Annotated in this window: 13 protein-coding genes; 7 read left to right on the top strand and 6 right to left on the bottom strand. The window is 68.1% G+C overall.

From position 1 onward, the window contains the following. Positions 1–7 precede the first annotated feature (7 nt). From ACWPXK_RS13015 to ACWPXK_RS13005, 3 genes are all read left to right on the top strand, one after another. Positions 8–784, top strand: a complete 777-nt coding sequence (locus ACWPXK_RS13015; protein ID WP_454196303.1) for an enoyl-CoA hydratase family protein — start codon at positions 8–10, stop codon at positions 782–784. Between the two features lie 5 nt (positions 785–789). Further along, positions 790–1,404 (top strand): TetR/AcrR family transcriptional regulator, encoded by a 615-nt coding sequence (locus tag ACWPXK_RS13010; protein WP_454196302.1) that lies wholly within the window; start codon positions 790–792, stop codon positions 1,402–1,404. 80 nt (positions 1,405–1,484) lie between these two features. Beyond that, positions 1,485–1,982: a hypothetical protein gene (locus ACWPXK_RS13005; protein ID WP_454196301.1), complete on the top strand. Its 498-nt coding sequence runs from the start codon at positions 1,485–1,487 to the stop codon at positions 1,980–1,982. A gap of 308 nt (positions 1,983–2,290) precedes the next feature. On the opposite strand, the gene ACWPXK_RS13000 is transcribed toward ACWPXK_RS13005, so the two are convergent. The 3 genes from ACWPXK_RS13000 to ACWPXK_RS12990 form a co-directional block, all read right to left on the bottom strand. Further along, positions 2,291–2,656: a hypothetical protein gene (locus ACWPXK_RS13000; RefSeq protein ID WP_364321371.1), complete on the bottom strand. Its 366-nt coding sequence runs from the start codon at positions 2,654–2,656 to the stop codon at positions 2,291–2,293. 417 nt (positions 2,657–3,073) lie between these two features. Continuing rightward, positions 3,074–5,209, bottom strand: a complete 2,136-nt coding sequence (locus ACWPXK_RS12995; protein ID WP_454196300.1) for a glycosyltransferase family 39 protein — start codon at positions 5,207–5,209, stop codon at positions 3,074–3,076. Beyond that, the gene (locus ACWPXK_RS12990; RefSeq protein ID WP_454196299.1) at positions 5,206–6,537 is read right to left on the bottom strand and encodes a glycosyltransferase; all 1,332 of its coding nucleotides are present in this window, start codon (positions 6,535–6,537) and stop codon (positions 5,206–5,208) included. Before ACWPXK_RS12990 ends, ACWPXK_RS12995 begins: the two co-directional genes overlap by 4 nt. A gap of 156 nt (positions 6,538–6,693) precedes the next feature. Between ACWPXK_RS12990 and ACWPXK_RS12985 the strand changes: the two genes are divergently transcribed. Beyond that, entirely contained in the window at positions 6,694–6,816 is a 123-nt protein-coding gene (locus tag ACWPXK_RS12985; RefSeq protein WP_454196298.1) for a hypothetical protein, read from the top strand. A 97-nt stretch (positions 6,817–6,913) separates the two neighbouring features. Beyond that, positions 6,914–7,609 carry a TetR/AcrR family transcriptional regulator gene (locus ACWPXK_RS12980; RefSeq protein WP_454196297.1) on the top strand — a complete coding sequence of 232 codons (696 nt, stop codon included), beginning with the start codon at positions 6,914–6,916 and terminating at the stop codon, positions 7,607–7,609. Positions 7,610–7,800: 191 nt separating this feature from the next. Here ACWPXK_RS12980 and thiD read toward each other — a convergent pair whose 3' ends face one another. Further along, positions 7,801–8,646 (bottom strand): bifunctional hydroxymethylpyrimidine kinase/phosphomethylpyrimidine kinase, encoded by an 846-nt coding sequence (thiD, locus tag ACWPXK_RS12975; protein ID WP_454196296.1) that lies wholly within the window; start codon positions 8,644–8,646, stop codon positions 7,801–7,803. Between the two features lie 90 nt (positions 8,647–8,736). Between thiD and ACWPXK_RS12970 the strand changes: the two genes are divergently transcribed. Then, on the top strand, positions 8,737–9,873 hold the full coding sequence (locus tag ACWPXK_RS12970) for a GTP-binding protein (protein WP_454196295.1): 1,137 nt from the start codon (positions 8,737–8,739) through the stop codon (positions 9,871–9,873). 106 nt (positions 9,874–9,979) lie between these two features. On the opposite strand, the gene ACWPXK_RS12965 is transcribed toward ACWPXK_RS12970, so the two are convergent. Beyond that, a complete protein-coding gene (locus ACWPXK_RS12965) occupies positions 9,980–10,603 on the bottom strand; it encodes an NAD(P)-dependent oxidoreductase (RefSeq protein ID WP_454196294.1) in 624 nt (207 codons plus the stop codon). A 176-nt stretch (positions 10,604–10,779) separates the two neighbouring features. Beyond that, complete coding sequence (locus ACWPXK_RS12960) at positions 10,780–11,862, bottom strand: epoxide hydrolase family protein (protein ID WP_454196293.1); 1,083 nt, start codon at positions 11,860–11,862, stop codon at positions 10,780–10,782. 87 nt (positions 11,863–11,949) lie between these two features. On the opposite strand from ACWPXK_RS12960, the gene ACWPXK_RS12955 reads away from it, so the two are divergent. Beyond that, the gene (locus tag ACWPXK_RS12955; RefSeq protein ID WP_454196292.1) at positions 11,950–12,594 is read left to right on the top strand and encodes a TetR/AcrR family transcriptional regulator; all 645 of its coding nucleotides are present in this window, start codon (positions 11,950–11,952) and stop codon (positions 12,592–12,594) included. The last annotated feature ends 4 nt before the right edge of the window (positions 12,595–12,598 follow it).

Raw genomic sequence — 12,598 nt, 5'->3', positions numbered from 1 at the left:
GACGCGCATGACCGAGACGGGGCCGTTCGTCCGCTACGAGGTGAGCGGTGGTGTGGCGACGCTCACGCTGGACTCGCCGCACAACCGCAATGCGCTGTCGTCCAGGCTGGTCGCCGAGCTGCTGCGCGGCGTGGACGATGCGGCGGCCGACGACAAGGTGCGCGTCATCGTGCTCGCGCACACCGGCAACACCTTCTGCGCGGGCGCGGATCTCAGTGAGGCGAGCGACGCCGATCCGGCCGTGGCCGCCGACGAGCGCACCCGGGTGATGATCGACGTGCTGCGCAGGCTGGTGGAGACGCCGAAGCCGGTGATCGCCCGGATCGACGGCAACGTCCGTGCCGGTGGCATGGGCATCGTGGCCGCCTGCGACATCGTCGTGGCCGGGCCGGGCAGCAGCTTCGCGCTCACCGAGGTGCGGATCGGATTGGCGCCGTTCATGATCTCGCTGACCCTGCTGCCGAGGCTCAGCCCGCGCGCGGCCAGCCGGTACTACCTGACCGGCGAGAAGTTCGGGGCGGCCGTAGCTCAGGAGATCGGTTTGGTCACGGTCACCGCCGAGGACCCGGCGGCCGAGGTGGCGCGGCTGTGCGGGGAGGTGCGCAAGGGGTCGCCGCAGGGGCTCGCCGAGGCCAAGCGGCTGGTCAACGCGGACATCCTCGCTCAGTTCGACTCCTCCGCCGAAGAACTCGCGCAGCGTTCGGCGAGCTTCTTCGGCACCCCTGAAGTGCACGAGGGCATGCTGGCCTTTTTGCAGCGTCGCCCGCCGAGCTGGGCAGAATAGCCACCATGGCGACACCTCACGAACCGAAGCAGGACCGCAGCCGAGCCACCCGGCAGCGCCTGCTCGAGGCGACCATCGACTGTCTGGCCGAAATGGGCTGGGCGGCCGCGACGGTCTCCGTGGTCGCCGAGCGCGCCGGGGTGTCCCGTGGCGCGGCCCAGCATCATTTCCCGACCAGGGAGGATCTGATCACCGCCGCGCTGGAGTACATGTTCGACACGCGCAGCGGGCAGGCCGTGCAGGAAGCGGCGACGCTGGCGGGGCTGGGCGACGGCCCCGCCCGCACCGAGGCGGTGGTGGCGGGGCTGGTCGAGTCCTACACCAGTCCACTGTTCAAGGCGGCCTTGCAGGTGTGGACGCACGCCGCCGCCGATCCGGCGCTGCGCGAACGCATCGTCCCGCTGGAGGCCCGCTTCGGTCGCGCGTCACACCGCCGCGCCGTCGCGGCCCTCGGCGTGGACGACTCCGACCCGGTTGCCCATCACCTGGTCCAGGCGACCCTGGACATGGCCCGCGGCCTCGGATTGGCCGACGTCCTCACCGACGACTCGGCCCGCCGCAAACAAATCGTGCACCAGTGGGCGGCCACGCTGCACGCCGCCTTGCACGCGCCGCGCTGAGACCATCGCCGTTCGACGGGTATTGCTGCACCGCAGCGTCTTCCGGTTGGCGGTCCGAGCAGGGACACTGCACTCATGGTGTGGGTTCCGGTGGTGGCACTGGGACGGTCGTTGGCGTCCTCGCCGGGTTCTACTACTTCTTGGCCAATCGCCGCCGCAATGTCGTGCGGTTCGATTTCGATTCCCGGCGCATGATCTCGGGGGTACCGGGACCTCAGGCGCTGCGGGTCTCCTATGGCGGAGCGGTGATCGGTGACCCCAATCTCGTGGTCGCGACGTTCGTCAATCGCGGCCAGAAAGACGTGCGTCCGGATGACTTCGTTCTCGGTACATCGTTGCCGATCGACGTGAGCACTCCGGTGGTCGCGCTGATTCCGGACGAGGGCGGCACCCGGCTGCCCATCTCCATCACCTCCTCCGGCCTAGAGCTCGCACCTGTTCTGCTGCGCAGGAACCGCAGGTACACCATCACCGCGATCACCGATGGCCCACCGGCTTTCACGGTGAGAGATGAGGTGGTGGCCGACACCGACATCTCTTGGAAGGAGAGCGACGCCGATTCGGCGTCCGCCTGCTGATCGCGGGCGCGGTGCTTCTGACGCTCAACATCGTCACCGCGTCTGTGTTCGCCTCCTATTACTCGAAATCCCAAGAGAGGCTGCACGAGCAGCAACGGATGATCGCGGAGATGTACGGCAGGAATATCGCCCTCACCGAGGCCGTTCGCCGCCTTCTCGAATCCCCGCCACCTCGTTAGCACGGCGCGATAAGGCCCCCGCGATGGACGCCGACCGAGCGGCTGTCGGCTACCTATTGGGCAGAAGATGGCAACGGCCCCGCTCCCGCCGGCGCGGCGGTAGCGAGGCCGGTCCAACCGATCAGCTGATCAGCACAATCCCTGCTGCTCGAGCCGCCCGGAATCGATGGCGTAGGACGAGGCGCCGATGGCGGCACCGATGAGTCCGACGATGATCGCGCCGGGGATCGCGCCGACGAAGAAGACCGGCAGCCCGACGAGCGCTCCGATCATGGCTCCGACCGCCGCGCCGATTCCGGTGCGGAGTTCGATCGTGTCACCGGGCGGCAGGCACGCCTTGATGTAGGTCACCTGCGGAGGTTCGCTGGTCGCCGCCGCTATCGGTGCGGCGTTGTCTACCGGCGCCGCCGACGCGGTGGAGGCGAATCCCACGGCGAGCGCGGTTGCGACGAGTGCGCTGACCACCGTCACGGCCAGCTTCGTGAAAGCATTCAACTGTTTCCCTGAGTGTTCGCGGTGTACGCGTGACCTGATGGTGGCCGGGGCCCCGGCTCCCGACCCGAAGCCGTCACGTACCGAACATCATCGCTGGCGTTTTGCCGGGTGCCAAGAGCCTGCCGCCGAATGACCCACCGTGGTAACGAATGGCCTTGTTTCGCGGCCAGGTCACACTGGCGAACGTTCGCCACCGCGCACCTCCTTGGCTAAGTGGTTTAGTCCACAGGGAGGCTGGAGCCAATGGTTCGGCACATAGTGTGTTCTAAGTGGTGCGTAGCCGAAAGGTCACTGGTGCGCTCGGCGACGCGCCGATCGACGGCGCGGCGTGCACGACGCAATCCTGCGCACGACGCGGCCGCGCTGGAAGCGATGCGGCCCCGGGTGTGCAGGGCGGTGGGGCCGCATCGCATGGTTTCAGCGGGTGGCGGTCAAGTCGTACAGCGTGACGCCGTCCACCTGCATAGCGGTGAAGTTGTCCTGGACCCACTGCGCGATCTGCGCGCTGGGCGAAGAACTGGAGGAACCGGGACCGCCGCGGCCGCCGCCGATGAAATAGTGGATCTTTCCTTCGGCGACATACTGCTTGAACTGCTCCAGCGTGGGTGACGGGTCGCTGCCGTTGAAGCCGCCGATCGGCATCACGGGGAGTTCGGTGGCCAGTTGCAAGCCCGCGGCGCTGTTCGATCCGATGGCTGCGGCTACCCACGTGTAGTCGCCGCCGTTCTGTTCGAGCAGGGACACGACCTGCGCGCTCGGCTCACCGGCCCCGAGGAGCCCGCCCATTCCGCCGCCATTGGGGCCTGGACCACCGTCTCCGGTCGCGCGGCCTTGGTTCGGTCCGGTGCTGGGCGTCCGATTACCCGGCACTGCTTGCGGCCCTGTGCCCGGCATTTGATTGCCCGGCAGCGAAATCCCGCCGGGTATCGCGTCCCGCGGACCCGTTCCAGGCATCGGTGCGGACCCGGGCGCCGGCCCATCCGGCGCTGGCCCGGCACCGGCGTGGCCATCCGTTATCAGCCCGACCTGCGGTCCACCGTCCATACCGTTCATCCCCTCGCCCCACGGAGGTCGATTGCCGTGCATGGCGACGTTCGGCCCAGCTGAGGGGATCGAACCGGCGTGCGGGGTGGCGATCGTGTCGACCGTATAGGCCACCGGCCCGGCCAAGCCGGTGAACGCCACCGCCAGCGCCGAGACCACGGCCAGCTTCCGCGGCGCGGGGAAGGCGACGGCGAGCGTCGCGAGTACGCCGACGCCCAGCACGGTCCAGCGCAGCCACGGCTGCCATTCGGCACTGCGGGACAACAGCATCCACGCGGTCGCCGTGGTGAGACCCACCGCGAGCGCCGACGCCAGCCGTACCCCCAGCCGACCGCGCTCCCGCCACAGCAGCACCGCACCCGCGCCGACCAGCGCGGCGACCGCCGGGGCCAACGCCACGGTGTAGTACTGGTGGAAGATCCCTGCCATGAAGCTGAACACCAGTCCGGTCACCAGCAGCCATCCGCCCCAGAGGATCAGCGACGCGCGCTGGTGATCGGTCCGGACCTTCCTGCCGCGCAAGATGATTCCCACAACAAGCGCGACAAGGGCCGCGGGTATCAGCCACGCGATCTGGCCGCCCTGGGCGGGTTCGAACAGCCGCGTGATGCCGGTATTGCCCCACATGCCGTTGCCGCCCGCTGGAAGTTCGCCGCCGGGTCCGACGCTGCCGCGTTCGTTGCCGTTGAGCCGTCCCAGCCCGTTGTAGCCGAGGGTCAGCTCCAGGATCGAGTTCTCGTGCGAGCCGCCGATCCACGGACGCGACGAGGCGGGCCACAATTCCACCGCCAGCAGCCACCAACCGGCGGCCAGCACCATCGCGGCGCCCGCCGCGAAGAGTTGCACGATGCGTTTACCGAGCTTCGGCGGACCCGCGATCAGGTAGGTCAGTGCCAATGCGGGCACTACCAGCAGCACCTGCAATTGCTTGGTGAGGAAGCCGAATCCGATCAGCGCGCCGGTCAGCACGAGCCAGCGCCAGCGCCCGTCCGCCACCGCGCGCGTCATCGCCCAAGCCGCGGCGACCATCAAGAACACCAGCAGCGCCTCGGGATTGTTGAACCGGAACATCAGCGCCGCGACGGGGGTCACCGCCAGGGCCGATCCCGCGATCAATCCGGCGGCGGGTCCGAACGGCCTGCGCACCGTAGCCCACACCAGCGCGACGGTGGCCACGCCGAGCAGTACCTCCGGCACCAGGATGCTCCAGCTGTTCAGCCCGAACGCACGCACAAACAGTGCCATCAGCCACAGAGCGGCGGGCGGTTTGTCCACGGTGATCGAGTTCGCCGCGTCGGACGATCCGAAGAAGAACGCCTTCCACGACACCGAACCTGCTTGCACCGCAGCGGAATAGAACGAGTTCGCCCACCCGTTCGCGCTCAGATTGCACAGATACGCCACTGTCGTGCCGATCAGCAGTACCGCCAGCGCCGGGTACTCCCAGCGGAGTTCGGACTTCGGCCGCGGTTCGGCCGCGATCGGCGGTGCCGTAGGTGTCGCCGTCACAGGTGGTCTCCTTTACGGTCGAGCGTGATGCGAGCAGGCTCGGCGGCGAGCCGTCGGGGAGTCGTCCGAGGCGATTCGGCGAGCACAGGGGAGGCGGGGCGTTGTTCGGCCGCGCCCGCACTATTGCGGAACACCCATCGCAGACCGACGAACCGCAACAGCGTCGCCACGAGATTGGCCAGTACCAGCACGGAGAGCTCCAGAGGCACCGCGGCGCCCGGCGCCCACTGATGCAGCGCGAACAGCGACCCACTGGTGAGCGCCAACCCGATCCCGAAAATCGCCAGACCTTGGAATTGCTGCGCGACGACCCCGGTCGAGCCGCGCACCCCGAAGGTGAACGCCCGGTTGGCCGCGGTGTTCGCCACCGCCGTGATCAGCAGCGCCGCGAAGTTCGCCACCTGCGCACCGGTGACCGGTTGCAGCACGGCATACAGCAACAGATAGGCCAGCGTGCTCAGCACGCCGACGATCGCGAACCGCACCAGCTGTCCCACCATGCCCAGCGGCACGCCCGGCACCAGTGGTTCCCGGCCCACCGCCCGGCGCAGTTCCTCCAGTGGCAGCGCGCCGGTGGCCAGTGCCCGTCCGAGCCGCCAGATGCCGCGCAGATCTTTGCGCGCGGTGTCGATGATGTCGACCCGGCTGTCCGGGTCGTCGATCCAGTCCACCGGCACCTCATGGATGCGCAGCCCGACCCGTTCGGCGAGCACCAGCAACTCGGTGTCGAAGAACCACTCCCCGTCGCGGACCAGCGGCAGCAGGCGCCGCGCCACGTCGGCGCGCATCGCCTTGAATCCGCACTGTGCATCCGAGAAGTGCGCTCGCAGCGAGGCTTTCAGCAGCAGGTTGTAGCAGCGCGAGATGATCTCACGCTTCGGCCCGCGCACCACGCGGGAGGCGGAGTCGAGCCGGGTGCCGATGGCCAGGTCGGAATGGCCGGTGATCAGCGGTGCGACCAGGGGAAGCAGCGCGTTCAGGTCCGTGGACAGGTCGACGTCCATATAGGCGACCACCTGCGCGTCGGAGCGTTCCCAGACCGCCCGCAGCGCCCTGCCGCGACCTTTGGCGGCCAAGTGCACTACGCGCACGTCGGACAGATCCTCGGCGAGCAACTGTGCGACCTGGAGCGTGTCGTCGGTGCTCGCGTTGTCGGCGATCGTGATGCGCGCCGGGAACGGGAACCCGTCGCGCAGGTAGGCGTGCAACCTGCGCACGCACACGCCCAGGTCGGTCTCTTCGTTGTAGACGGGTATCACCACGTCCAGCACGGGCGACCCCGTGGTCTCGGTTCGTTCCGTCGCCGCGACGGTCACAGTCTCGGTCATGCGCACCACACTCGACGCCGACGCTGGCGCCGACCTGGGGCCGAGCTGTGAGGTTGCTGGGGGTGGAGCGCGGTGGTGATGCGCCTCTGGCAGGCCGACATAGCGTACGGTCGACGACAGCGGGACCACTCAGGTTCTCCGAGCAAAGGACCACGATTGTCCGACAAATCTCCGCGCAGTTCGATGTCCAAGAAGTCCGGGAAATCCATCAAGGAAAAGCGAGCGGAGAAGAAGGCGAAGGCCGCGGACGATAGCGGCGCCGACCCCAGGAAGCGCTGAGCGAGGCCGGCTACACCGGCCGACGGCCGCGTATAGGAACCGGTGGTAGCGGGTAGCATCCGGATTCGTGATGCGTAGCGGCCCGAGAACAGACGAGGTGCCGCGAAAGCGTGTCGACGCTCGCACCGAGCGATGGCGGGAGCATCGTCTGAAGGTCCGCGAGGAGTTCGTCGACGCGGCATTCCGTGCGCTGGATAAGTTCGGCCCCGAAGTCAGCATGGGCGATATCGCCAAGGAGGCCGGCGCGGCGAAGCCGAAGCTGTATCGCCATTTCGAGGACAAGGCCGACCTCTACAACGCGATAGTCGACCGGGTCCGCGACATACTGTGGGAACGAATCACGGCAAGTTTCGACCTGACCAACGATTCGGCCGGCGAACTCGTCCGCCGCGGAACGTCGGAATATGTGCTGGTGGTGTCACAGCACCCGAACGTCTTCCGGTTCATCCTGCACGGCCACTTCACGCAACGATCCGACGACTCCGGCCGTGCGTTGCAATCGGCCAGGCAGTCGGCGAAGCGCGCCGCCGAGCTGTTCGCGGGGGCATCGGGCGACGAGTCGGTGCCGATCGCGAGCGCGGAACTGGTCATCTATTCGATTTTCGGTGCGGTGGCCTCGGCCACCGACTGGTGGCTCGGCGCGAACCGGCTGGAGACACCGACCATGCCGATCGAGCAGTTCGTCGCCTACCTCGCCGAGATCATCTCCGCGCTGGTGGCGGCGAACGCACGGCTGAACGGCATCGTCATCGATGCCGACCGTCCTCTGCACCTTGCCGTTTCCCGTAGGTGACCGTGGCGCCGCCCGGGCGGACGCCGAGGCCGGTTGTCGCATACACACCGAACGCCGTTGTTCTGATTGCCTTCACCATTGAAGCCACCTGTGTTTGCGACGACCTCAGTATCGCAGCGCCCACCGACAAGAAATGGTGCCGCGCCGTGCGGTGCTGCCGGAAGTCGCCGTCTCGCTGAGTGGTTGCCCGGTCAGTTTTCGTGCAGCCGCCACAGCGGCGATACCGGCCCGTGGCCCGCGCCCAGATCGTAGGACGCGGCCAGGCAGCGGTAGGTCCATTCCTTGGCGAACTCCACCGCGTCGGGAACCGGATAGCCGTGCGCCAGCGCGCAGGCGATCGCGGCGGCCAGCGTGTCGCCGCCGCCGTGGTCGTTGCCCGTCGCGATGCGCGGCGCGGTGAACTCGAGGAACTGCTTGCCGTCGAACAGCAGGTCGGTGCTGGATTCGGAGGAGCGCAGGTGCCCGCCCTTGACGATCGCCCATCGTGGCCCGAGCTTGTGCAACGCCTCCGCCGCGCGCCGCGCCGAATCCTCGTCGTCGACTTCGATACCCGTGAGCAGCCTGACCTCGTCGAGGTTCGGCGTGATCACGGTCGCGAGCGGAATCAGGGTGTTGCGCAGGGCGTCCAGCGCCTCGATGTGCAGCAGAGGGTCGCCGTGCATCGAGGCGGCGACCGGATCGACGACCAGCGGAATGTGGCCGTCGCGGCCGATACCGACCTCCTGGCATACGGCCGCGACCGCCTCGATGATCGCGGTGGAGGCCAGCATGCCGGTCTTGGCCGCGCCGACGCCGATGTCACCGACGACCGCGCGCACCTGATCGGCCACGACTTGCGGCGGGATCTCGTGGAAGCCGCTGACGCCCACCGAGTTCTGCACGGTCACCGCCGCCACCGCCACCAGCGCGTGCACTCCGCACAGCGCCATGGTGCGGGTATCGGCCTGGATTCCGGCGCCTCCGCCGGAATCGGTACCGGCAATGGTGAGCGCCCGGACGGGGGTCTGCCCCTCGGCGGGCAATGGCAGCAGTTTCACGAGTCAAACCCTACGGCGGTCCGGCCGCGTCGCCACCGGCAACCGGAACCCGAACGTCGACAGCAAATGAAAATCGTTATCATTTACGCCATGGACTCCGATCTGCTTCCCGTCACCGTGCTGTCCGGCTTCCTCGGTGCGGGCAAGACGACGCTGCTCAACCACATCCTCGCCAACCGGGAGGGCCGTCGGGTGGCGGTCATCGTCAACGACATGAGCGAGGTGAACATCGACGCCGCGCTGGTCGCGGGACAGGGCCACCTGGACCGCACCGAGGAGAAACTCGTCGAGCTGACCAACGGCTGCATCTGCTGCACGCTGCGCGAGGACCTGATCGAGGCCGTCGCCAGGCTCGCCCGCGAGGGGCGGTTCGACCAGCTGGTGATCGAGTCGACCGGTATCTCCGAACCGATGCCGGTGGCCGCGACCTTCGACTGGGAATTCGAAGACGGATTCCGGCTCGGCGACATCGCGCGGCTGGACACCATGGTGACCGTGGTCGACGCTTCGACCTTCCTCGCCGAAGTGGCGCGCGGGCAGGCGCTGGCCGAGCGAAACCTGCAAGCGGGCGACGGTGACGCCCGCACCATCGCCGATCTCTTGGTGGACCAGGTGGAATTCGCCGACGTCCTGCTGGTCAACAAGACCGACCTGGTCGGCGCCGCGGCGGCGGGCGCGGTGGAAGCGACGGTGCGCAGGCTCAATCCGCGCGCCCGGGTGCTGCGCACCAGCAACGGCGTTGTGGATTTGGCGGAGGTGCTGGACACCGGCCGCTACAACCCGTTGGTCGCGGCCGAGGCCGAGGGATGGGCGGACGAACTCGCCGGTGGGCACACGCCCGAGACCGAGGAGTACGGCATTCGCAGCCTCACCTACACCGCCGACCGGCCGTTCCATCCGCTGCGCTTGTCCGAAGCGTTGGACCAGCTGCGCGGTCTGCTGCGCAGCAAGGGGTTCTGCTGGATCGCGAGCCGGTCGACGCTGGCCGCGGTCTGGTCGCAGGCCGGGCCGAACCTGGTCTTCGAACCCGCCGCGTGGTGGTCGTCGTTGGAGGTGCCGCCGGGGCAGGAGATCGTCTTCATCGGTATAAAGCTGGATTGCGACGGGGTCCGCGCACTGCTGGACGCGGCCTTGCTCACCGACGCGGAGTTCGCCGAGGGTCCGGGCGCGTGGGCCGAGTACCCCGACCCGTTCCCGGCTTGGGGCGAACTGCACGAGCACGCCTGAAAGGCATTGCCCGAGTGCGGCCCACGTCCCGGATTCGGGGGCGTGGGCCGCTTCGTCCTTTCCAGTATGAGCGGCCTCTCCGTGGTCGCGCAGGGCGCGCCGGTTCTCAGTTGGAGATGCCGGGCGCCTGATGGAGGTAGGTCGTGTCGGTCAGTTGCTCGATCATGAAGTCCGCGATGTCGGCGCGGGCGATCTTCAGGGTGAGACCACGCTCGTCTGCCGGGAACCCGCGCCGGTAGCTGCCGGTGCGCGGTCCATCGGTGAAGGCGCTCGGCCGCACGATGGTCCAGTCCAGGTCGCTGGCCCGGACGTATTCCTCCTGCAGGACATGGTCGGCGTAGGCCGGACGCAGCAGCAGCCCGAACAGCACGTACTTCCACAGGAAGTTCAAGTTGCCCTTGCTGTCGCCGACGCCGAGGGTGGTCTGGCAGATCAGCCGTTTGACGCCGGTGCGGTTCATCGCCTCGATGATCGCTTTGGTGCCGCCCGCCCGCACGACGCCCTTGCGGCCGTTGCCGAGCGAGATCAGCACGGCATCCTGGCCCTCCACCGCACGCTGCACCGAGTTCGTATCCAGCACGTCGCCTTCCACCACGCGCAGCCGTACGTGCCGCTGCCCCACGCTCGCCGCGTTGCGGGTGAACGCCGTGACCTCGTGACCCTCCTGCAAGGCCCGCTCGACGACGAGACGTCCGACGGTGCTGGTGGCTCCGAAGACCGCGATTTTCATGGTGTCCATCTCCTTGTTCGAAAGCTGTTGTGCTGTTGCTGAATCCAGTACATCAGCGGGAGACGAGACGAACCATGGCCGTGAGTCTCGATGACATAAGAGACTGTCTCGAGCGTTGGACGCATGCGCATGGCCTGCATCCGATCGGATGCAGGCCGCGGCCTCGGGACGAATGGTCAGCGGTACTTCGCGAAGAACTCCGTGATCTCCTGCGCCATGAGCGCGGGCGCCACATGGTGCAGGTAGTGGGTGAACACGTCGTGCGTCCGCCACGACACGATGTTGTGGTCGCGCTCGGCGAAGCGCCGGATGCCGTGGAAATCGCCGGTGGAGCCCGAGAGCGCGAGCGGCACCGTGGTGGGTGTGGTGGGACGCTCGCCCTTGTCCTTCTCGAAGTAGTGCCGGATCGCCGAACCCGCGGTGCCGGTCAGCCAGTGGATCGCGATGTTGGTGAGCACGAAATCGTCGTCCAGGTCCGGGCCGAGCAGCTGGCCGTTCCAGCCGACCAGTCCGGCGGGCGAGTCCATGATCGCGTGCGCCAGCGTCTGCGGCTGCTGGGATTGCAGGACGTTGAAGCCCATCTTGTTCTTGACGAACCAGTCCAGGGTGGCCAGCGCCTGCTGCTCGTCCTCGGTGAGGTCGGCCAGCTCGGCCGGATCGCCGGACGGGAACGAGTACACCTGCGCGACGTGCACGCCCACCACGTTGTCCGGCGCCACCCGGCCGAGTTCCGGCGAGATCGAGGCGCCGCCGTCGTTGCCCACCGCACCGTAGCGGGTGTAGCCCAGTCGTCGCATCAGCTCCGCCCACGCGCGAGCGATCCGGGTGTCGTTCCAGCCCGCCTCCGTGGTGGGGCCGGAGAATCCATACCCCGGCACGGACGGGATCACAAGATCGAATCCGGCTGCGGTGAGCGGCTCGATCAGGCCGACGAACTCGACGAAGGTGCCCGGCCAGCCGTGCGTGAGGACCAGCGGAAAGGCGTTGTCCTGCTCGGCTGTCACGTGCAGGAAGTGGATGTTCTGGCCATCGATCTCGGTGGTGAACTGCGGGTAGGCGTTCAGCGACGCCTCGACCGCGCGCCAGTCGAACCCGTCGCGCCAGTAGTCGACCAAGTGGCGGACGCGCTCGACGCTCACCCCGTAGGTGTCGCCCGATCCGGGGATCTGCTCGGCCCAGCGGGTGCGGGCCAACCGGTCGCGCAGGTCGTCCAGGTCGGCCTGGTCGACGTCGATGCGGAAGGGGGTGATCGCGGTCATGTCCTGCTCCTCAGTGAAACGGAATGCTTCGTTCTGTTTGAACGGTATCAGAACGGATCATTCCGTTTCAAGTGCTATCCTGGATTCATGCCGAAGACATCCGATGCCCCAGCTCAGAAGGGTCTGCCCGGCCGCAAGGCGCAGGCAGCCCGCAACGACGGCTTGATCTTGGAGGCCGCCCGTGCGGTGTTCCTCGCCGACGCCTCGGCCCCGATCTCCGCCGTCGCGGAACGCGCGGGCGTCGGGATCAGCGCGCTGTACCGGCGCTACCCGAGCAAGGAGGCGCTGCTACGCACGCTCTGTTACGACGGCCTCCGCCGCTACAACGCGGAAGCCGATGCGGCGCTGGAGGATTCGGACGGCTGGCGCGGCCTGGTCGGCTTCCTGGAGCGGGTGGTCGACGCGGACGTGCACTCGCTCACCGTGCATCTCGCGGGCACCTTCACCCCGGACGAGTCCATCCTGCCCGACGTGCAGCATTCCGGAGCGGTGACCGAGGAGCTCGTGCGCCGCGCCCACGCCACCGGCAAACTGCGTCCAGACGTCACCCCGCAGGATCTCGGACTGATCCTGGAGTCCTGCGCAGCCATCGCGCTGCCGAGCCGGGAACGCACCGTCCAGCTGCGCCGCCGCGTGCTCGCCATGCTCGTGGCCGGGCTCAGCGCGGACGGTGACCTGCCCGGCCCACCTCCCGCACCCGACGAGTTCGCCTGGCGCTGGACGCGGCGGTAGCGCG

This window comes from Nocardia sp. Marseille-Q1738 (assembly GCF_965283145.1).
The sequence above is the reverse complement of the archived record's forward strand: the minus strand, read 5'-3'. Positions and strand labels throughout refer to the sequence as shown.

What these genes read in the sequence shown, in the direction of transcription:
- ACWPXK_RS13015 (WP_454196303.1), top strand. Translation starts at nt 8, where the DNA reads ATGACCGAGACGGGGCCGTTCGTCCGCTACGAGGTGAGCGGTGGTGTG.
- ACWPXK_RS13010 (WP_454196302.1), top strand. Translation starts at nt 790, where the DNA reads ATGGCGACACCTCACGAACCGAAGCAGGACCGCAGCCGAGCCACCCGG.
- ACWPXK_RS12990 (WP_454196299.1), bottom strand. Translation starts at nt 6,537, where the DNA reads ATGACCGAGACTGTGACCGTCGCGGCGACGGAACGAACCGAGACCACG.
- ACWPXK_RS12970 (WP_454196295.1), top strand. Translation starts at nt 8,737, where the DNA reads ATGGACTCCGATCTGCTTCCCGTCACCGTGCTGTCCGGCTTCCTCGGT.
- ACWPXK_RS12965 (WP_454196294.1), bottom strand. Translation starts at nt 10,603, where the DNA reads ATGAAAATCGCGGTCTTCGGAGCCACCAGCACCGTCGGACGTCTCGTC.
- ACWPXK_RS12960 (WP_454196293.1), bottom strand. Translation starts at nt 11,862, where the DNA reads ATGACCGCGATCACCCCCTTCCGCATCGACGTCGACCAGGCCGACCTG.
- ACWPXK_RS12955 (WP_454196292.1), top strand. Translation starts at nt 11,950, where the DNA reads ATGCCGAAGACATCCGATGCCCCAGCTCAGAAGGGTCTGCCCGGCCGC.